Consider the following 19447-nt stretch of genomic DNA (forward strand, 5'->3'; position numbering starts at 1 on the left):
CTATAGCTCCTTGCGGATATCGACGATGCGCAGGATGCCCGCGACCATCAGAAGAACGAGGATGAGCAGGATGACGGCATTGGCGGCGGCGGCAGGATATTGCAGCAGCGACATCTGGTTCTTCATCATCAGCGCCACCGACGCGCTCTGGCCGCCGGACATGACCTGAACCGTGGAGAAATCGGCCATGACCAGCGTGACGACGAAGATGCTGCCGATGGCCATGCCGGGCTTGGCAAGGGGGATAATGACGTTGCTGAGCGTCTGCCAGCCCGTCGCGCCGGCATCACGCGCCGCTTCGATCAGCGATTTGTCGATGCGCATCAGCGTGTTGAAGATCGGTGTGACCATGAACAGCGTATAGAGATGCACCATGGCGAGCACCACGGCGAAGTCAGAATAAAGCAGCCATTCGATCGGCTCGGGAATGATGCCGGTGCCCACCAGCGCGCTGTTGACGAGACCGTTTCGTCCCAGAACCGGGATCCAGGAAATCATGCGAATGATGTTCGACGTCAGGAAGGGCACGGTGCAGACCAGGAACAGCACCATCTGCATCGTGGTGGTGCGGATATGGAAAGCGAGGAAATAGGCCACCCAGAAACCGCAGAACAGCGTGATGGCCCAGACCACGGCGGCATATTTCAGGGTGTTGAGATAGGTCTGCCAGGTGACCCACGAGCCGAGCGTTTCCAGATAATTGAAGGTCACGAAGTCGGGATACATCTGGGCGAAATCGTAATCCCAGAAACTGACGACGGCGATCATGAGGATCGGCAAAGCCAAGAAAAAGCCGAGGATCAGCAGAAGCGGGGCGGCCTGCACATAGGACACAAGCTTTTGCGGCAGCGCGAAGCTGCGGGGCGGCCTGTCCTTTTTGTCGCTGACGCCGATGAGCCTGACCGTCACCATGGTTGTGCCTTTCGCTGAATTTGGAGAAACACCGGCATTGACCGCCGATGAGAATATTTACGAGGCTCCCTCCACTCTCCCGTCATCCTCGGGCTTGACCCGAGGATCCACAACCCGGCGTGACCATGGATCCTCGGGTCAAGCCCGAGGATGACGGCGGAGAGGTTTGAACGCTCTGTCGTTCTCAAAACCGGCGACCTTCGCCGCCGGCTTCGTCCCTGAAAAACATCAGGCCGCGATGAATTCGTTCCAGCGGCGGACCATGTAGCGGTCTTCGTCCATGACGGAGTTCCAGCACGCGACCTTGCCCATGCGCTCCTCGAAAGAGCCGCCATCGCGCACCGCGCCGGCCTTTTCCATGACCTTGCCGTCGGGCGCGATGATGTCGCCCTGCGCCGGCTTGCCTTCGACCCAGTAACCCCACTCGTCGGCGGACATGTGCTCCTTGGCCGTTTCCATGGCGGCGGAATAATAGCCCTGGCGGTTGAGGTAAGCGCCGACCCAGCCGGAGGTGTACCAGTTGATATATTCATAGGCCGCATCGAGTTTCGCGCCGGATAGATGCTTGGCGAGACCGAGGCCACCACCCCAGGAGCGATAACCTTCCTTCAGCGGCTGGTATTTGCAGGCGATCCCCTTCGAGCGGACCGCCGCGACGGCGGGTGACCACATGGACTGGATGATGACTTCACCCGAGGCCATGAGGTTGACGCTTTCATCGAAGCTCTTCCAGAAGGCACGGAACTGGCCGTCCTTCTTGGCCTTGATGAGGAAGTCGATGGTCTTGTCGATCTCCTCCTTGGTCATGTTGCCCTTGTCGGCATATTTGATGTTGCCCATGGCTTCCATGATCATGGCCGCATCCATGATGCCGATGGAGGGGATGTTGAGGATCGAGGCCTTGCCCTTGAACTTGGGGTCCATGATATCGGCCCAGCTGGTGATATCGCGGCCGACGAGATCGGGGCGGATGCCGAGGGTGTCGGCATTGTAGATGGTCGGGACCATGGTGAAATAATCGGTCTCACCCTTGGCGAACTTCTTGTCGCCGGGCTTTTCGACGAAACCGACCGTGTGCGGGGCCGTGCCCTGCGCCACGACGCTGTCCGGCTTCAGCTTGCCGTTTTTGAACAGCGGCACGATCTTGTCGTAATATTTGAGCTTCTTGATTTCCATCGGCTGGATGACGCCGGCGGGATAGACCTTCTTCAGGATCCAGTATTCGATATCGGCGATATCGTAGGAGTTCGGCTGGGTGACGGCGCGCTGGGCGGCCGCATCCGAATCCGTCGCCGTCATCTCGAGCGTGATGCCGAGATCGGCCTTGCACTTTTCGGCAATGGCGTTGAGGTTCGACACACCCGTGCCGAACTGGCGGATGGTGATGGGGTTCTGCGCCCAGATGGTCGGGAAGCCGGTGATGAGGCCGGAGCCGATCGCGGCGCCCGTGGCGGCAGCGCCCGCCTTCAGGAGGCCGCGGCGGGACAGGCCCATTTTGCTGTTGGTAGTATCTGTCATTTCAAAGTTCTCCTCTGGTTATTTTTGGGGTCCCTTCTCTACCCGGCCGAGCACGATGGCATCGGCCGCATTCCATGAAAGCGGTATGGCGTCACCGGTCCTGACCGGATTTTCGAAGAAGGCGGCATCGCTGAGGATGACGTTGAAATCCTCGATGCCCGCGCCGGTCACGGCGATTTTCACGCTCGCGCCGCGATATTCGACATTCGAGACGATGCCGGTGAAACCGAGCCCCGGCTGGTCTGCTTCACCGACGCGGACGCGGTCGGTGCGCCCGGCGATGGCGCCGGCGCCGTCGCCGGGGGCGCCCCCGCTTGGTGTGAAAGCGCCGCCGCCCGCCACATCGAGCGTGACGAGATCATCCGATTTTTCCCGATAACGCCCGGAAATAACGTTGTGGTCGCCCATGAAACGGGCAACGAAGGCGGTGGCGGGACGCTCGAACACCTCGCGCGGGGTGGCTGACTGTTCGATACGGCCGTCATTCATGACGACGATGATATCGGCCAGCGCCATGGCCTCTTCCTGGCTATGGGTGACGTGGACGAAGGTGATGCCGAGCGAGGTCTGCAGCTTCTTCAGCTCGGCGCGCATGCGGATCTTAAGGAAAGGATCAAGCGCCGAAAGCGGCTCGTCCAGCAGCAGCGCCTCGGGATCGGTGATGAGCGCACGCGCCAGCGCCACGCGCTGCTGCTGCCCACCGGAAAGCTGGGCCGGACGCCTGTTGGCATAGGGCTCAAGCTGCATCAGCTGCAGCATCTCAAGCGCCTTCGCCCGGCGAGCTTCCTTGTCCACACCCTTCATCTTGAGGCTGAAGGCGACATTGTCGACGAGATCGAGATGTGGAAACAGCGCGTAGGACTGGAACATCATCGCCGTGCCGCGTCTGGCGGGCGGCAGATCGGTCACCACCGTATTGCCGAGCCTGATATCACCGCTGGAGATGCTCTCGTGACCGGCGATCATCCTGAGCGTCGAGGTCTTGCCGCAGCCCGACGGGCCGAGCAGGCAGCAATAGCTCCCGGCCGGTATCTTGAGGCTTATCGCATGCACGGCGGTGGTGTTGCCGTAAATCTTGGATACGGAAGCGATGTCGATTGCTGCGGCTTTGCTCATAAACACTCTCCTGCGACGTCTTTGTCATGCAGGAGGCGTGCCAATCGGCTTAGCCATTGATGTAAAATGATATTTTTCTGCGCACCCGAAACCCGTGTGCGGACCTGCTCAATTTTACATCGATTGTTTTCGATTCATTGCAGAAATTGTATGCAATCTGAAGCCCGAAATATCTCGCGTTTCAGCCGGCCTTGAACCTGTCGAAAGCGGTGAGATATTTGACTGTCGGGTCGGCATCCCAGCGGTAGATTTCGGTCCGCAGGAAATGCAGTTCCTCATCGAGCTTTTCTTCAGGCAGTTCCACCCACCAGGATTTTGGCCGGCCATCGGAACCGTCGGACCAGCGATAACCCCGCTTTTTCAGATGATCCTTCATGTCGAAGGGGCTGTTTTCCGCGTAGAGGCGCACCCTTGACCGCTGGCTCGCCTCACGGAGTTCGGCAAAGGGCGCGCTGCTTTGGCCGGGGCGCGTCTGCTCCAGCACTTCCAGCAGGGCGAAACAATCGTCCACCGCGCGATGGCCGTCGTGGAAATAGCCTGACTGTCCGATCAGATAGCCAAGCTTGTTGCCCTCAAAACCACGCACCCGCCAGTCTATTTCCGAAACGGAACAGGCCCATGCCTTGTCACGGAAAATCGGTGAAAACGCCTCGCAAAAGGGGCGGTCGAAACTCGCATTGTGAGCGACGATCAAATCGGCATCGGCAATGAGGGAAGTCAGCCGCGCCATGTCGATCGACTGTCCCGCGACCATCTCGTCGGTAATCCCCGTCAGGCGGGGGATCTCTTCGGGAATGGCAATAGCAGGCTGCCGCAACCCGCCATAGATGCCGGTGACATCGCCGATCGCACCGTTATCGTCGAATGTGAAGGTGATGACGCCGATTTCGATGATCTCGTCCGTGCGATGGTCGAGGCCCGTCGTTTCCGTATCGAGGATGACGCCCTGGCGGGGAAATTCCGGCCTTGGCCGATCAACGACCGCGCGCGGCTGCAGCCGGCGCAGGACACGATAATTGCCGGTGGATTCAAGGTATCCGGCAAGGGTCTCATCGTCCGTAGCGGTCTTTTGGGTCGTTTCGCGACCACCCGCTTTTCGCCCTCTTTCAGCCTGAGGAAGCCGCGCTGACGCGGGAGCGAAAAAATCCAACTGGGAGGTCATTATGCGCCTGTCCGCCTTGCCCGCAAATCAAGATTAAGTACTCCAACATATGCGCACAGGCTCACAGTAACAACAGCGGTCACTCTCATCCACAGGAACGGGATATATCACGGGGTACAGTTAAGGGTTGCGGCTTCAATTTACGATGGTAAAAAAACACACCGTTCCCGTGTTTCAGGAGAGAAGAAGAATGCCGCTTCCATCACCTTCCAACCCGAAAACGCTTGCCGACCAGGGCCAGTTGAAGCTCTTTCCGCTACAAAGCGGCCCGCACTTTGCCAATGTCGGCCTGACCAACGGGGCGAGCGGCATTGTTTTTACGGGCTATACGCGCGATGCGAGTCTGGACAATGAAGCCTTCTCCTGCTGCGGCAGCTACACACTGCGCAATTCCGTCCACGCCGCGATTGCCGGCACGACCAGCGACAATTGCACAGTCTTTGCCCTGAAGAGCATCATCAACCAGCGCCCCTGCCTGGCGGTTGGGAAATTCGACCCCGATGGCAAGCCGCTGGAATTGTCGAAGTCGGAGTTCGATCAGGTCACCAAACCCCTGTTCCAGTTCGCGGACAAGGTTTCGCCGATCCTCGGCAGCGAGCCGGCGCCCGGCATCCAGATCCGCAGCGGCGACGCCTCCTATAATTATCAGGTGGATGCGCGCAGCGGCCGCTTCCGCTTCACCTATAAGGACGCCATGAACGGCGGGCGTTTCGGACCTTCGGCCGACGGCAATTTTTCTCTCGAACATGACGGTCATCGCCTCGCCAGAATAAGTGCTGGCGGCAGCTACAGCAGTTCGGACAATTCGATTGCCGCCTCGGCCTATCGCGACATCGATTCCCGCGGCTTCGAAACGACGGTGCGCAGCGGTCAGGCTTCCGCCATGTTCGGAAGAACCTACACGGAAAACGCCATTACCCGCAAAATGGGCGTCGGTTACGGCAACACCTCGTTCCGGCGCGAAGACACGCCGGGCGGAACGATCAAGGAAAGCCTCGGGCACAAACTGGACAAGGTCACACTTGAAGTATCCCGCACGCGCGACCGGGCAAAGGGCACCGAATATATGCTGACCATCAAGATGGAGCTCTGAGGCACTCGGGAACCGGAGCGGCTGCGACGGACCTTCTCAGGAGGCTGGACGATTGAGAAGCGTCTCGCAGTTGGCGGGATTGCCGATGATCTCACTCGTCTTGATGGTTGAGGCGGCATTCGCGGTGATCTTGATGATGCAGTCGCGACGATGTTCCTTGATCTTCATGCCTTCGGTTTCCGAGACCCTCGCCTGCCCGTCCACGGTCTTGACTTCGCGCCTATTGCTGAGGCCGGCATAGGTCTCCACATCGACCTTCAGCCAATAGGACTCGGTTTCGCCGTTTTCGATGATAACCTTGTTCGGGCGGCCAAGCCGGGCGATTGCGGCGTCACGCGGTTGCCCCACGAAACTTGCGACCGTGCGGGAGACCTGCTTCTCGTCGGTGCTGGTGCACGCTGCAACGACGACCAGAACGGCCGCCAGACATCCGGTTTCAAACCATTTCATTTCCAGATCATTCCCCACATGCAGCCGACCCCTGTCGGCCAGCATTCGCGGCAAATCTATGCACGATCATTCCCCCCTGAAAGATGGGAAGGCCTTCAAGCCGATCAACTTGTTATGATCAGCCTTGTCGCGGGAGGAAGACTTATCGGTCCGACGCGGCCGTTTTTACCGGTTGCGAAACACGGTGCAGGGAACACCCGCCCGCCGGATATCGCCACAAAGGGTGTTGGCTTCGGCTCTGGTTTCGCGGCCGATGCGGGCGGCATAACGCGGCCGCGACCCGAAGTTTCCACCCCTCTGCCGCACGATCAGAGCCCGTTCGGCATTCAGCGGTTCCGAAAGCTGCAGGATCGCCCGGGTGAACAGCCGGTTCGCTACAGCAGGGTTATAATGCGCCGCAAGCTGCACGCCCCAGGGCGCCCAGTCGGCTGATGCAATGAGGACGGGATCGTTCATGGTGCGGGTGTCGGCGAGGCGCACGCAAGCATCGAGGAAAGGGCGGCTGTCATCCAGTGCCGGCGCCGCCTTTTCCGGCGGGTTGTCCTTCCAGGTCTCCACCGGATAACCGGTGATCGCAAACACATAATCCCGGGTCTCGGTCGGCAGGCGGCCGTTGGCGATGAAGTTCCGCAAGCCCGCCTCGCCCGCATTATAAGCTGCGGCGGCAAGGCCGAAATTGCCGAACTGCACATTCAATTCGGAGAGATAACGGGAAGATGCCTCAAGGGCGGCGATGATGTTGAAACTGTCGTCAAGACCGCGAAGCCGCGCCGTTCCCGGCATGAACTGGGCGATGCCTTCCGCCCCCTTCGGGCTGACCGCACTCGCCCGGAACAGGCTTTCCCGCCAGATCAGCCGTGCGAAATAATCAGGCGGAACGGCATGGCGGGCGGCCAGAACCTCCATGGCGTGGCAAAGATCATTATTGTAACTGCCGGCATTGATGCATAATTCCGGCGCGATATCATGGGTGTAGGCGCAGGAGGTCTTTCCCTTGGCGGGCTCTTCCGCTTGCGCCGCGCCAGAGGCTGCGGCCAGCAGACAGATGACAAGAGCCAAGCGGCTTATCGATATCCCTGCCAAGCGCGCGTCCCCGAAAGCTCCAAACACAATGCCCGTTATCTGCCAATCAGGAAGATATGCCCAGCTTGCGGGCTTGTCATCCCGTATCGTCAGAAGGGACGATGAGCCAAGCCAATCACGCCGACGTCATCCTCGGGCTTGTCCCGAGGATCTGCAACCTCCTGATTTTATTAAACGTCATCCTCGGCACGAGGCCGGGGATGACGTCGAGAGGATGCGCACTTTACCACCGGGCTCAGGGCGACTGCAGCCCGACTCTAAAAGTCCTGCCATTCCTCATGATTGACAGCAACCGCAGCTGAACCGCGCGCCGCAAGCGGGCGAGATGCGCCACGACGCGGGCTCGCCGGCACGGGTTGCTGCTCGAAGCCCCCCCGCGGCGAGGCTGTGTATCGTGTCGCGTCATCGAACCGGAATTGCCCGAGAAGCTCGAACAGCGCGGTCGCTTCCCGCGCAAGGCTGTGGCTTGCGGCGGTCTGCTCCTCCACCATGGCGGCATTCTGCTGGGTGCCCTGATCGACGGTGTTGACCGCCTGATTGATTTCCGCAAGCGCCGTGGACTGTTCGCGCGCTGCATCGACAATCGCCACGACATTGGTGTTGATGTCCCGCACCTGCTCGGCGATTTCCTGCAGCGCCGAGCCAGCCCTGGTGACAAGACCGACGCCGTTTTCCACCTGCGTGCCGGAGGCATTGATCAGGCTCTTGATTTCCTTGGCCGCCGTTGCGGAGCGTTGCGCGAGTTCGCGAACCTCCTGCGCAACCACGGCAAAACCCTTGCCAGCCTCACCCGCACGGGCGGCTTCCACGCCGGCATTCAGCGCCAGAAGATTGGTCTGGAACGCGATCTCATCGATCACGCCGATAATGTTGGAGATCTCACGCGATGATTTTTCGATCTGGTCCATGGCGCCGATCGCATCGCGCACCACCTGGCCCGAATGTTCCGCATGATCACGGGCGCGGGCGACAATCTTGCCCGCCTCTTCCGCGCGGCGGCTTGAATCGTTGACGGCAGTGGTAATTTCTTCCAGCGCGGCTGCCGTTTCCTCGATGGAAGCGGCCTGCTGCTCCGTACGGCGAGCGAGATCATCGGCAGCGGACCTGATCTCGTTGGAGCCGGAAGAAATCGCGCCGGCATTTTCAGACACCAGCGTCATTGCCCTCTTGAGCTTTTCCGAAGCAGCGTTGAAATCCGTGCGCAATCTTTCAAGCGAAGGGATGAAAGGCTTGTCGATGCTCTGGGCAAGATCGCCCTCGGCCAGATCGGTGAGGCATTGCGCAAGTTTTTCGACATTTTCGACGCGGCCGGTCACATCGGTCGCGAATTTGACGACCTTGAACACCTTGCCGCTGAGATCGAAGATCGGGTTATAGGACGCCTGAATGAAGACCTTGCGGCCGCCCTTGCCAAGCCGCATGAACTCGTCCGCAACGAGATCGCCGCCGGCCAGCCTTTCCCAGAACTGCTTATATTGCGGCGACTGCGTATAGGCCGGTTCGCAGAACATGGAATGATGCCTGCCCTGCACTTCCGCCAGCGAATACCCCAGCGCCGCCAGAAAATTCTCGTTGGCGGTCAGCACCTCTCCATCAGGCGAGAATTCGATGATGGCCTGCGCCCGTGACAGGGCGTCGATCTTGCCCGCATCTTCCGCCGCCTTCAGCTTGCGATCGGTGATATCGGTGGCGATCTTGACCACTTTCACCGACTTGCCGCGACGAAACACCGGATTGTAGGATGCCTCGATCCAGACTTCGCGGCCGCCCTTGCCGATGCGCTTATATTGCCGCTGATCGAACTGGCCGGCCGAAAGCTTGGACCAGAAGGCCTTGTAATCCTGCGAAGACACGACGGAGGGCTCCACGAACATGCTGTGGTGCCTGCCGACGATTTCCGAAAGCTCATAACCGAGCGCCCGACAAAAATTCTCATTGGCGGTAAGAATCTTTCCCGAAAGGTCGAATTCTATAATGGCCTGGGATTTGGAAAGCGCGGCGAGAACCGCAAAAGCATTGGCACCACGATCAAGAATACTCACGCACAATCCTCCGATTAAAATAGAATGTTTCCATCCAAAATTATTCACGAATATTACGATTACATTATTAAATTACATTTAAGGGCAATATTGATTTTTGTCATATGTATTTAAATGGCCCATAAAAATGTCCATTCTCCGGTTTTCCTTTAAAAATTTCAGGCGTGTTCCCGTGGTTGAAGTCACGACGGTGTAACAGTTCTATCGTTACTTTGGCTCCGGGTCGGTAGCTTGCTTTCCGTCTAGATCGCAAGGCTCGACAATGCATTGGGAAAACATGGCTGATTTGATGGTCGTGTTTGCGGTGTGGGCCTATGTCGGCGGATTTTATTGGCTGACCGCCCTATTGGCGCTGGCTTAACGGTGGTCGACGCAGCGTTTTCGGAACGTTTGCGCCGCGGCTGCATTTTATGCCTGATGGGGAGCCGGCAATAGGCAAGCAAGTTGACCGGCGACAGGGGGACGATTTCAACTAGGGAGGATTATGCACGTGGAAAAGAACACGATCTGTATCTGGTACGACAAGGATGCGGAGGCAGCCGCCAGATTTTATGCCGAGACCTTTCCAGACAGCGCGGTAACCGCCGTCCACCATGCGCCGAGCGATTATCCGTCCGGCAAGAAGGGAGACGTGCTGACGGTGCAGTTCACCGTTGCAGGCGTATCCTGCATCGGCCTCAATGGCGGACCGGCCTTCAAACAAAGCGAAGCTTTTTCGTTCCAGATATCGACCGAAGACCAGGAAGAGACGGACCGCTACTGGAACGCCATCGTCGGCAATGGCGGTGAAGAAAGCGCCTGCGGCTGGTGCAAGGACAGATGGGGCGTCTCCTGGCAGATCACGCCGCGTGTGCTGATGGACGCCATGGCCGCCGGCGGCGCGGAAGCCAAGCGCGCCTTCGACGCGATGATGGATATGAAGAAAATCGACGTTGCTACCATCGAAGCCGCACGCCGAGGTTGACTTGCGAGAGATGTTCAGCAGCAAGTAGTGAAACGGGCCAAAAACGTAAACCGCTTGATAAATAAGGATAAATAAAGGTTTTCCGGCTTTTCCGCCGCGCAGATTTGGCTGCGCGGCCAGTCATCATAAAATGTTCAACAAAATGTAAGCGATCCGTCAAAGACGGCTGTTAGCAGAGCCCGTGGCTACGTGCCGGGGACATGAGGTCCTTGCCGAGCAGGCCATCATTCCATCAACGGGGCTAACTCATGAAATCTTCCGCTCTGACTTCCTTCGTGGCCGGCGTCGCCATCGCCGCCGCCTTCGGCGCCACGGCCGCCCAGGCAGAAAAGACCAAGTTCGAATTCTGGTACGGCCTTTCCGGCGATCTTGGTGACCGCGTGCAGGAGACCTGCAAGAAGTTCAACGATTCCCAGGCCCAGTTCGAGATCGTCTGCACCTCGCAGAACGATTACGAATCCACCCTGCAGAACACGATTGCGGCCTACCGCGCCAAGAAGCAGCCCGCCATCACCCAGATTTATGACGCCGGTACGCTGGACATGATGCTGTCCAAGGCTTTCGTCCCCGCCAAGAAGCTGATGGCCGACAATGGCTACAAGATCGACTGGAACAATTATTTCCCCGGCATCGCCAATTATTACGCCACGGCCGCCGGTGAGTTGAACTCGTTCCCTTACAATTCCTCCACGGCTGTCTTCTATTACAATGTCGACGCTTTCGAAAAAGCCGGCATCACCTTCAAGCCCGACACCTGGGAGCAGGTTGAAGAAGCTTCCAAGAAGCTGAAGTCCGCCGGTTTCGAATGCCCGCTCGCCTTCAACTTCGACACCTGGATGCTGATGGAGCAGTTCTCCGCCATCCACAACCAGCCGATCGCCACCAAGGGCAATGGCTATCAGGGTCTCGACGCCGAACTGACGATCAACAAGACCAAGTTCGTCGATCAGGTCAAATTCTTCAAGAAGATGCAGGACGAGAAGCTGTTCGTCGTCAAGACCAAGCAGCTCGGCATGGACATCCTGCCCGCCTTCACCTCGCAGACCTGCCAGATGTTCATGTCCTCAATCGCCAGCCACGGCACCGTCGGCAAGGCCATGCCTGAAGGCGCAAAGTGGGACGTCGCCATGCTGCCGATCTGGAAGGGCGCGGAGCGTCACAACTCGCTGGTCGGCGGCGCTTCGCTGTGGGTCATGGCCGGTCGTCCGGACGCCGAATACAAGGGTGCAGCCGCATTCCTCAACTTCATCGCCCAGCCTGATATGGTTGAGTGGTGGTCGACCGTTACCGGCTACATCCCGGTTACCAAGACCGGCTTCGACGCCATGAAGGCCAATGGTTTCTACGACAAGGCTCCCTACAAGGGCCGCGAAAAGGCGATCGAGAGCCTGACCTTCACCCCGCCTTCCGAATATACCCGCGGTATCCGCCTCGGCGGTTTCACGCAGATCCGCAAGGAAGTCGCCACTTCGCTCGAAGCCATCTTCATGCAGAACGCCGATATCCAGGCTGAACTCGACAAGGCCGTCGAGCGCTCCAACACCGGTCTGCGCCGCTTCGAAAAGACCTATGAAGGCGCCAAGCTGAACTAAGCGCTCTTTCATCGCTGCCAGAAGCCTGTCCGGACAATCTCCGGGCAGGCCCGCCGAAATCTCGAACATTGCCGGACTCCAATGGAAAAGCGTACCGTCTTCAAAAGCACGTGGCTGCCTGTGCTCTTCGCCCTGCCGCAGTTCCTGCTCATCCTTCTGTTCTTCTATTGGCCGGTTGCGGCGGTGCTGAACTGGGCATTCACCCTGGAACCGCCCTTCGGCGGCCAGGCGGAATTTGTGGGCCTGGCCAATTTCGTGGAAACCTTCGGTGATCCGCTTTATTGGCAATCGATCCTAACGAGCCTGATCTTCGCGATCGCCGGTCCGTTTTTCGCGATCCTCATCGGCCTCGTGCTCGCCCTTGCGGTCGACCGCCAGCTTCCTGGCTCCGGCTTTTTCCGGGTGCTTTATATCCTGCCCTATGCGATTGCCGGTCCCGCCGCCGGCATGGCCTTCCGCTTCATCCTGTCGCCGGAACGCGGTCTCGCCGCATCGCTGAATTCCTGGTGGCCGGATATCTGGAACCCGGCCAAATACGGCGAACACGCGCTCATCCTCGTCATCGTCATCTTCATCTGGAAATGGGCGGGTTACACCTTCATCTTCCTGTTCGCCGGCCTGCAATCCGTGCCGCGTTCGCTGACGGAGGCCGCCGCCATGGACGGCTCCGGGCCCATTCGCCGCGCCATCGACATTCAGGTGCCGCTGCTCGCGCCAACCCTGTTCTTCCTGACCGTCATCATGATGACCGAGGGTTTCGTCGGCGCCGATACGTTCGGCATCGTTGCCTCCACCACCGAGGGCGGCCCCAACCATGCTACCGAAGTGATGGTCTACCGCATCGTCAGCGAAGCCTTCGAGGGGCTGAACTATTCCGGCGCCTCGGCGCAGAGCCTCGTCCTCATCGGCCTCATCATGGTCTTCACCTTCATCCAGTTCCGCTTTGTCGAGCGGCAAGTCCATTACAAGTGAGACGGCCATGATCCAGCGCACCCCTTACGCCGACGCCCTGACCTATGCGATCATGGCGGCCGGCCTCCTCCTGCTTATCGGCCCCTTCATCGTCGTTATTTCCGGCGCCAGCCAGACGGTCCAGCAGGTCAACAGCGTCCCCTTCAGCTTCATGCCGCAGGGCGAATTCTTCACCAATGCGCAGGCTGCCTGGCAACGCGCCAATCTCGGCAACGCCCTCTTCAACAGCATCATCATGGCGACGCTGGTCACCATCGGAAAGGTCGCCCTTTCGGCCTTCACCGCCTTTGCCATCGTGTTCTTCCGCTCGCCGCTCAAACACCTGTTCTTCTGGACGGTGTTTATCACCCTGATGCTGCCGCTCGAAGTGCGCGTGGTGCCGACCTATTCGGTCGCCGCCGATCTTTTCCAGCCGTTCCGCTCGATTCTCGGCCTGTTCGGCATCGAGGTCACGCTGGAATGGAACCTCCTCAACTCCTATGCCGGCCTTACTTTGCCACTGATCGCCACCGCAACCGGCACCTTTCTCTATCGGCAGTTCTTCATGACGATACCGGACGAGCTGGCGGAGGCCGCGCGCATGGACGGTTCGGGCGCAGCGCGCTTCTTCGTGGACATGCTGCTGCCGCTGTCGCGCACCAACATGCTTGCGCTCACCACCATCATGTTCGTTTATGCCTGGAACCAGTATCTCTGGCCGCTCCTGATGGTCACGGACCCTTCCTACAAGACGGTGATGATGTCGCTCCGCGCGCTTTTGCCCGCCGATGACGGCACGCCGGACTGGAACGTCACGCTGGCTGGCTCCCTCATCATCATTCTGCCGCCGCTTCTCGTCGTGGCCTTCCTGCAACGCTGGTTCGTCCGCGGTCTAGTCTCGTCCGACAAGTAACAGCGCGGCTCTCAACAACAAGGTTTTCTATCATGGCTCAGATCGATATTCGTCAGGTCCGCAAATCCTACGGCAAGACGCCCACCCTGCACGGGGTGGACCTCTCTTTCGACTCCGGCGAATTCGTCGTCATCCTCGGCCCCTCCGGCTGCGGCAAATCCACGCTGCTGCGCATGATCGCCGGTCTGGAGGACATCACCTCGGGCGAAATCGCCATTGGCGGGCGCGTGGTCAACACGCTGGAGCCGCGTGAACGCGGCTGCGCCATGGTGTTCCAGAATTACGCGCTTTATCCGCATATGTCGGTGGCCGGCAATATCGGCTATGCGCTGAAGGTCGCCGGTGTTCCCAAGGCCGAACGCCAGCGCCGCATCGAGGAAACCGCAAAGATCGTCGGCCTCTCCGATTATCTGGAGCGCAAACCGGCCGCCCTTTCCGGCGGCCAGCGCCAGCGCGTCGCCATGGCCCGCGCCATCATCCGCGAACCTGCGGTGTTTCTTTTCGATGAGCCGCTCTCCAACCTCGACGCCAAGCTCCGTGTGACCATGCGCGCGGAAACCCGCAAGCTGCACCAGCGTCTCTCCGCCACATCGATCTTCGTCACCCATGATCAGGTGGAAGCCATGACGCTGGCCGACCGGCTGGTGGTGATGAACAAGGGCAATGTCGAGCAGGTCGGCCATCCGCTGGATATCTATCATCGCCCAGCCAGCACCTTCGTGGCGTCCTTCATCGGCTCGCCTGCCATGAACCTGTTCGCCACAAGGGTGGAGGTGGAATCCCCCGCCGTGATGCTGGATGGCACACCGGTGAAACTCTTCCCCGAAACCGCACTGGAACTGCGCGGCCGCGACGTGACAGTGGGCATCCGCCCGGAACAATGCGTGGTCAGCACGGAAGGCGCGGGCGTACCGGCTATAGTGGATTTCGTCGAAGAACTGGGCTCGGGCCGCATCGTCCATGCCAATATCGCCGGCGAGACCTTCTCCGCCGCCATCGGTGAAGACCTCTCGGTAAACCCCGGCCAGCGCGCCCACCTGGACCTCCCCACCGCCCACCTCCCCTTCTTCGATCCCGCCACGGGCAAGCGTATCGAAACGGAGGGCGCCATCGAAACCACCCGTATCGGCAACGAGAAACTGCTGGCGGTTTAAGCACCGCGCAAGATGCCTCCGGTGCGGCTTCGGATATGGTCCGTCCGCACCGGCTCCTGCAGAGATGCAATCTTGATGCCTTGCGACTGATTACACCAGAGATATTACATCAGGAAATTCAATCAATATTTTGATTTCTATATATTAATTATAATCTGCATGCCAGAGGAATGCTTGCCGCCACCCATCTTAGTGCGGCCACTCCGCTGTTACACTTCGAAGATGACCGAGCGGCTGCCGCCACGGGATCACCGCCAAATGCAGAATTTCAGCAAAAATCTTTCGGTTCGGAAATCATAATCGGAATAGTCTTCGCCGCGTCGATCGTCCGGCAGGGATATCGTCGCGACAAGCAAAGGCCTGCCTGCAGTTAAAGCCATCAGCAACGCGCCGCGCGAGCCGAAAACATCAACGAAAGCGAAGCCCATGGCAAATGATCGCAAACTGCATCTCGGCGCCTTCATGCGGCCCGTCAGTCTCCACACGGGTGCATGGCGTTATCCGGGCGCCTTCCCGGATGCGAATTTCAATTTCGCCCATCTCGCGCGCTTCGCACAGCAGCTCGAGGCCGCGAAATTCGATGCATTCTTCATGGCCGATCATCTGGCGGTGCTGAACATGCCCACGGAGGCATTGCGCCGCAGCCATACCGTCACCTCCTTTGAGCCCTTCACCCTGCTTTCGGCGCTCGCCGCCGTCACCTCCCGCATCGGACTGGTCGCCACCGCCTCCACCACATTCGATGAGCCATACCATGTGGCCCGGCGTTTCGCCTCGCTCGATCACCTCAGCAATGGCCGCGCCGGCTGGAACATCGTCACCACGTCAAATCCCGACGCAGCCCGGAACTTCGGCCGCGAGGAACAGCCTGACCATGCGGAGCGCTATGGCCGTGCGCGGGAATTTTACGATGTCGTCACCGGCCTCTGGGATTCCTTTTCGGACGACGCCTTTATCCGGGATGTCGATAGCGGGCTGTTCTTCGATCCCGATAAGATGCATGTGCTGGACCACAAGGGCCCCGAATTTTCCGTGCGCGGACCGCTCAACATCGCGCGCCCGGTGCAGGGTTGGCCCGTTATCGTTCAGGCAGGGGCTTCCGAGCCGGGGCGCCAGCTTGCCGCCGAAACCGCGGAAGTCGTTTTTGCCGCAACACCCACGCTTGCGGCAGGAAAGGCCTTCTATAAGGACGTCAAGGACAGGACCGTCGCGGCGGGTCGTTCCCGCGACGGAATCGTCATCCTGCCCGGCGCTTTCGTTCTCGTGGGTGACAGTGTGGAAGAGGCAAAGGCCAAACGCGCCAGGCTCGACAGCCTTGTCCATTATGACAGCGCAATCGCCTCGCTTTCCATTGCGCTGGGCCACGATGTTTCCGGTTTCGATCCCGATAGCCCCCTGCCTGATATTCCCGAGACCAATGCCAGCAAATCCAGCCGCGAAAGGGTCATCGAGCTTGCCCGAAGCGAAGCCCTGACGGTGCGCCAGCTCGCCCAACGGCTGGGCGGCTATGCGGGTCTTGCCTTTGTCGGCACGCCAAAGACCATCGCCGACGAAATGGAGCAATGGCTCCATGAGGAAGGCTCGGACGGTTTCAATGTCACCTTCCCCTTCCTGCCAGCCGGCCTTGACGACTTCACGACGCAGGTGGTGCCGGAGTTGCAAAGGCGCGGGCTGTTCCGCAAGGACTATGAGGGGCCGACATTGCGCGACCATCTTGGCCTGCAACGGCCGGCCAATCGTTTTTTTCCTGAATAACGCGCCATCGCGCCAATCGCACTCGCGGTAGGGAGATTTTCCACGCCGCTCGCAAAGTTTGGCATGGGGTTCCAGAACGGCGGATTGACCTTAAAAACACCCGCCCATACCCTTTAAGTACACAAATTACATAAATTAGGTGAATTAATATGAAGGCCGAACATTCCCGCCGCCAGATCCTCAAATTCGGTATTGCCGGCGCGCTCGCAGCACCACTTGTCACGGGCAATGCCCTGGCCCAGAGTTCGCCGGAATTTCCTGCGGAGCTGAAGCTGGACTGGGGGTTTTACTCCTCCCACACGCTGCTGATAAAGAACAAGGGCTGGCTTGAGGAGGCTTTCAAGGATGTCGGCACCAAGATCACCTGGGTGCAATCCCGCGGCAGCAACAATTCGCTCGAATTCCTGAAAGTCGGCTCGACGGATTTTGCCGGCTCGGCCGCACTATCAGCCTTTCTCGCCCGCGCCAACGGCGTGCCGCTGAAGGTGATCTATGTGGCGAGCTGGGGCGGTTCCTCCATCATCCAGGTGCGCCCGGACTCGCCGGTCAAGACCGTCGCCGATCTCAAGGGCAAGACCATTGCGGTGACCAAGGGCACCGCGCCCTATTTCACCCTCGTCCGCGCGCTAGACCAGAACAAGCTGTCCATCGATGACCTCAAGGTCGTGAACCTGCAGCATCCGGAAGGTTTCAACGCGCTTCAGCAGGGTCAGGTCGATGCCTGGGTCGGCATCGATCCGCATACCTCCCAGGCCGAGCTTGCGGGCGACCGGGCGATTTTCGATGAACGCAGCTGGCGCGACGGCAGCGTCTTCAGCGTTTCCGAGGAGTTTCTGGCGAAGCACCCGAAAGCGGTCGACAGGCTTCTTGGCGTCTGGGTGCAGACGCAGAAATGGATCCGTGAAAACAAGGGCGAATTCATCGATTTCGTCACACAGGTCACCGGCAACGATCCCAAGATCACCAAGCTGACGATCGAGAAGCGCGACTGGAAGGATCCCGTTCCCGGTGAGGAATTGCTGAACTCGATCCGCATCGTCACGCCGCTCTTGGGCGACGACGTCCTGCGCCCGGGCGTCAATGTCGACACTGTCCTGTCATCGCTGATCGATCCGGCACCGGCGAAAAAGGCACTTGGCGCATGAATTCCCATCCGCGCGAATTCCAGCGCGTGAAACAGACCGCGAAACAATTCCCTTCCCGGTTGCCACTTGCGCAAAGGGTGGGGAATTTCCTTGGCCGCTTTGATCTGCGCGGCGCAATCGTGCCCGTCGGGTCGCTGCTGCTGCTCGAGCTTTTCGTTCGCCTCGGCTGGGTCAGCCCTTATGTGCTGCCGCCGCCCTCCGAACTTTACGACACCTTCCTGCGGCTTGCGGAAGGTCCCCTGTGGACGAATGTTGCGGCCAGTACCGCGCGCGTCTTCGTCGGCTTCGTCATCGGCTCCCTGCTCGCCATCGTCGTCGGTTCGCTCGTTGGTCTGGTGATTGCCGCCGAGCGTTATCTCGAGCCGACATTTCAGGCGCTGCGGGCGGTCCCAAGCCTTGCATGGGTGCCGCTGCTGATGATCTGGTTCGGCATCGGCGAGACCTCGAAAATCGTGCTGATCGCCAAAAGCGCGTTTTTTCCCGTCTACCTCAATCTTTTTTCCGGTATCCGAAATGTCGACCGCAAGCTGGTGGAGGTTGGCGAGATGTATCGCCAGCCGCTGCCCGTGCTGGTGTGGCGGATTTTCATTCCCGCCTCCCTGCCGCATCTCTTCACGGGCCTGCGTTACGGGCTGTCTCTTGCCTGGCTGAGTGTCGTTGCGGCCGAGCTTCTGGCCGCGTCCGAAGGTATCGGCTACATGCTGTCCGACGGTCGGGAGCTTTCCCGGCCTGATCTCGTCATGATCGCCATCATCTGCCTTGCGGTGCTGGGCAAGATTTCCGACAGCATCTTCAAGATTGTCGAAGACCGCTGCCTGCGCTGGCGCGACAGCTATCCCCTTCAGCAGGAAGGACGCCTGCGATGAGTTTGCTCAATGTCGATGTGCGCGAAAAGGCTTTCGGCGACACGGTGATCCTTCAGGATATCCAGCTCACGCTGGGTGACGGCGAAGCGGCGGTTCTCCTTGGCCCCAGCGGTTGCGGAAAGAGCACGCTGCTGCGCATCGCCGCCGGCCTCGACCGGCGTTTTTCAGGCGCTGTCAGAGTTCAGCAAGACGAGGAGAAGGCATCGGACTCACCGCCCATCGCCTTTGTCTTCCAGGAGCCCCGCCTGATGCCGTGGCTGACGGTTGCCGAAAACATCGGTTATGCGGCCGGCAGGAAATATGATGTTGAGCGCGTGAAGGGGCTGATTGACGATGTCGGTTTGAGCGGCCATGGCGGCGCGCTGCCGAAGGCCCTTTCGGGCGGCATGGCGCAACGTGTGGCGATCGCAAGAGCGCTCTATACCGAGCCGCGCATCCTGCTGCTCGATGAACCCTTTAGTGCGGTCGATGCTTTCACGCGGATGAAGTTGCAGGACCTTGTGCTGAAACTCGTCGAACAGCGCGGCATTTCCTTCCTGCTCGTCACCCACGATATCGACGAGGCGCTCTATCTCGGCGACCGGATCTACATGATGGGCGCCCATGATGGCCGTATCCAGCAGCGGATAGAGGTGGACGTCCCGCGCCCGCGCGATCGGCGTTCTCCTGAGCTCGCACACCTCAAGAACGAGGTGCTGACCGCCCTACACAATGCCCACGTCATCTGAGCA

General features: G+C 59.5%; 18 protein-coding genes. 10 read left to right on the forward strand and 8 right to left on the reverse strand.

The features are described 5' to 3' along the window. From ASB65_RS07345 to ASB65_RS07360, 4 genes are all read right to left on the reverse strand, one after another. A complete protein-coding gene (locus tag ASB65_RS07345; RefSeq protein ID WP_003508215.1) occupies positions 1 to 912 on the reverse strand; it encodes an ABC transporter permease in 912 nt (303 codons plus the stop codon). 228 nt (positions 913 to 1140) lie between these two features. After that, positions 1141 to 2430: an ABC transporter substrate-binding protein gene (locus ASB65_RS07350; protein ID WP_020812848.1), complete on the reverse strand. Its 1290-nt coding sequence runs from the start codon at positions 2428 to 2430 to the stop codon at positions 1141 to 1143. An 18-nt stretch (positions 2431 to 2448) separates the two neighbouring features. Further along, positions 2449 to 3546: an ABC transporter ATP-binding protein gene (locus ASB65_RS07355; RefSeq protein WP_060723489.1), complete on the reverse strand. Its 1098-nt coding sequence runs from the start codon at positions 3544 to 3546 to the stop codon at positions 2449 to 2451. 181 nt (positions 3547 to 3727) lie between these two features. After that, positions 3728 to 4708: a 3'-5' exonuclease gene (locus ASB65_RS07360; RefSeq protein WP_060723490.1), complete on the reverse strand. Its 981-nt coding sequence runs from the start codon at positions 4706 to 4708 to the stop codon at positions 3728 to 3730. A gap of 190 nt (positions 4709 to 4898) precedes the next feature. On the opposite strand from ASB65_RS07360, the gene ASB65_RS07365 reads away from it, so the two are divergent. Further along, complete coding sequence (locus tag ASB65_RS07365; RefSeq protein WP_060723491.1) at positions 4899 to 5801, forward strand: hypothetical protein; 903 nt, start codon at positions 4899 to 4901, stop codon at positions 5799 to 5801. A 36-nt stretch (positions 5802 to 5837) separates the two neighbouring features. Here the strand turns inward: ASB65_RS07365 and ASB65_RS07370 are convergent, their stop codons facing one another. The 3 genes from ASB65_RS07370 to ASB65_RS07380 form a co-directional block, all read right to left on the reverse strand. Beyond that, complete coding sequence (locus tag ASB65_RS07370) at positions 5838 to 6251, reverse strand: hypothetical protein (RefSeq protein WP_060723530.1); 414 nt, start codon at positions 6249 to 6251, stop codon at positions 5838 to 5840. A gap of 165 nt (positions 6252 to 6416) precedes the next feature. Beyond that, entirely contained in the window at positions 6417 to 7310 is an 894-nt protein-coding gene (locus tag ASB65_RS07375) for a lytic transglycosylase domain-containing protein (protein WP_060723492.1), read from the reverse strand. A gap of 281 nt (positions 7311 to 7591) precedes the next feature. Beyond that, a complete protein-coding gene (locus ASB65_RS07380) occupies positions 7592 to 9376 on the reverse strand; it encodes a methyl-accepting chemotaxis protein (protein ID WP_060723493.1) in 1785 nt (594 codons plus the stop codon). 490 nt (positions 9377 to 9866) lie between these two features. Here ASB65_RS07380 and ASB65_RS07385 point away from each other — a divergent pair, with 490 nt between their 5' ends. The 5 genes from ASB65_RS07385 (at position 9867) to ASB65_RS07405 (ending at position 14950) form a co-directional block, all read left to right on the forward strand. Beyond that, entirely contained in the window at positions 9867 to 10340 is a 474-nt protein-coding gene (locus ASB65_RS07385; RefSeq protein WP_080570359.1) for a VOC family protein, read from the forward strand. 248 nt (positions 10341 to 10588) lie between these two features. Next, positions 10589 to 11932 carry an extracellular solute-binding protein gene (locus tag ASB65_RS07390; protein ID WP_060723494.1) on the forward strand — a complete coding sequence of 448 codons (1344 nt, stop codon included), beginning with the start codon at positions 10589 to 10591 and terminating at the stop codon, positions 11930 to 11932. 81 nt (positions 11933 to 12013) lie between these two features. Continuing rightward, positions 12014 to 12904 carry a carbohydrate ABC transporter permease gene (locus ASB65_RS07395; protein WP_003508200.1) on the forward strand — a complete coding sequence of 297 codons (891 nt, stop codon included), beginning with the start codon at positions 12014 to 12016 and terminating at the stop codon, positions 12902 to 12904. A 7-nt stretch (positions 12905 to 12911) separates the two neighbouring features. After that, positions 12912 to 13796: an ABC transporter permease subunit gene (locus ASB65_RS07400; RefSeq protein WP_003508199.1), complete on the forward strand. Its 885-nt coding sequence runs from the start codon at positions 12912 to 12914 to the stop codon at positions 13794 to 13796. 32 nt (positions 13797 to 13828) lie between these two features. Then, positions 13829 to 14950 (forward strand): sn-glycerol-3-phosphate import ATP-binding protein UgpC, encoded by a 1122-nt coding sequence (locus tag ASB65_RS07405; protein ID WP_060723495.1) that lies wholly within the window; start codon positions 13829 to 13831, stop codon positions 14948 to 14950. Between the two features lie 248 nt (positions 14951 to 15198). Here the strand turns inward: ASB65_RS07405 and ASB65_RS07410 are convergent, their stop codons facing one another. Further along, the gene (locus ASB65_RS07410; RefSeq protein WP_060723496.1) at positions 15199 to 15378 is read right to left on the reverse strand and encodes a hypothetical protein; all 180 of its coding nucleotides are present in this window, start codon (positions 15376 to 15378) and stop codon (positions 15199 to 15201) included. Between ASB65_RS07410 and ASB65_RS07415 the strand changes: the two genes are divergently transcribed. The 4 genes from ASB65_RS07415 (at position 15377) to ASB65_RS07430 (ending at position 19444) form a co-directional block, all read left to right on the forward strand. Further along, the gene (locus tag ASB65_RS07415) at positions 15377 to 16705 is read left to right on the forward strand and encodes an LLM class flavin-dependent oxidoreductase (RefSeq protein WP_060723497.1); all 1329 of its coding nucleotides are present in this window, start codon (positions 15377 to 15379) and stop codon (positions 16703 to 16705) included. The two genes, ASB65_RS07410 and ASB65_RS07415, sit on opposite strands and share 2 nt — an antisense overlap. Positions 16706 to 16854: 149 nt before the next feature. Beyond that, positions 16855 to 17850, forward strand: coding sequence for an aliphatic sulfonate ABC transporter substrate-binding protein (locus ASB65_RS07420; RefSeq protein ID WP_020812836.1), 996 nt, complete (start codon positions 16855 to 16857; stop codon positions 17848 to 17850). Further along, positions 17847 to 18716, forward strand: coding sequence for an ABC transporter permease (locus ASB65_RS07425; protein WP_060723498.1), 870 nt, complete (start codon positions 17847 to 17849; stop codon positions 18714 to 18716). Before ASB65_RS07420 ends, ASB65_RS07425 begins: the two co-directional genes overlap by 4 nt. After that, positions 18713 to 19444 (forward strand): ABC transporter ATP-binding protein, encoded by a 732-nt coding sequence (locus ASB65_RS07430; RefSeq protein WP_003508188.1) that lies wholly within the window; start codon positions 18713 to 18715, stop codon positions 19442 to 19444. The genes ASB65_RS07425 and ASB65_RS07430 overlap by 4 nt, the downstream gene beginning before the upstream one ends. The last annotated feature ends 3 nt before the right edge of the window (positions 19445 to 19447 follow it).

This window comes from Agrobacterium tumefaciens str. B6, assembly GCF_001541315.1.
Classification (GTDB): Bacteria; Pseudomonadota; Alphaproteobacteria; order Rhizobiales; family Rhizobiaceae; genus Agrobacterium; species Agrobacterium radiobacter.

Bases quoted from the DNA above. Each gene is read 5' to 3' on its own strand.
- ASB65_RS07345 (WP_003508215.1), bottom strand. From the start codon at position 912: ATGGTGACGGTCAGGCTCATCGGCGTCAGCGACAAAAAGGACAGGCCG.
- ASB65_RS07400 (WP_003508199.1), top strand. From the start codon at position 12,912: ATGATCCAGCGCACCCCTTACGCCGACGCCCTGACCTATGCGATCATG.
- ASB65_RS07360 (WP_060723490.1), bottom strand. From the start codon at position 4,708: ATGACCTCCCAGTTGGATTTTTTCGCTCCCGCGTCAGCGCGGCTTCCT.
- ASB65_RS07350 (WP_020812848.1), bottom strand. From the start codon at position 2,430: ATGACAGATACTACCAACAGCAAAATGGGCCTGTCCCGCCGCGGCCTC.
- ASB65_RS07405 (WP_060723495.1), top strand. From the start codon at position 13,829: ATGGCTCAGATCGATATTCGTCAGGTCCGCAAATCCTACGGCAAGACG.
- ASB65_RS07390 (WP_060723494.1), top strand. From the start codon at position 10,589: ATGAAATCTTCCGCTCTGACTTCCTTCGTGGCCGGCGTCGCCATCGCC.
- ASB65_RS07415 (WP_060723497.1), top strand. From the start codon at position 15,377: ATGGCAAATGATCGCAAACTGCATCTCGGCGCCTTCATGCGGCCCGTC.
- ASB65_RS07410 (WP_060723496.1), bottom strand. From the start codon at position 15,378: ATGGGCTTCGCTTTCGTTGATGTTTTCGGCTCGCGCGGCGCGTTGCTG.
- ASB65_RS07370 (WP_060723530.1), bottom strand. From the start codon at position 6,251: ATGAAATGGTTTGAAACCGGATGTCTGGCGGCCGTTCTGGTCGTCGTT.
- ASB65_RS07425 (WP_060723498.1), top strand. From the start codon at position 17,847: ATGAATTCCCATCCGCGCGAATTCCAGCGCGTGAAACAGACCGCGAAA.
- ASB65_RS07420 (WP_020812836.1), top strand. From the start codon at position 16,855: ATGAAGGCCGAACATTCCCGCCGCCAGATCCTCAAATTCGGTATTGCC.
- ASB65_RS07395 (WP_003508200.1), top strand. From the start codon at position 12,014: ATGGAAAAGCGTACCGTCTTCAAAAGCACGTGGCTGCCTGTGCTCTTC.
- ASB65_RS07355 (WP_060723489.1), bottom strand. From the start codon at position 3,546: ATGAGCAAAGCCGCAGCAATCGACATCGCTTCCGTATCCAAGATTTAC.
- ASB65_RS07430 (WP_003508188.1), top strand. From the start codon at position 18,713: ATGAGTTTGCTCAATGTCGATGTGCGCGAAAAGGCTTTCGGCGACACG.
- ASB65_RS07365 (WP_060723491.1), top strand. From the start codon at position 4,899: ATGCCGCTTCCATCACCTTCCAACCCGAAAACGCTTGCCGACCAGGGC.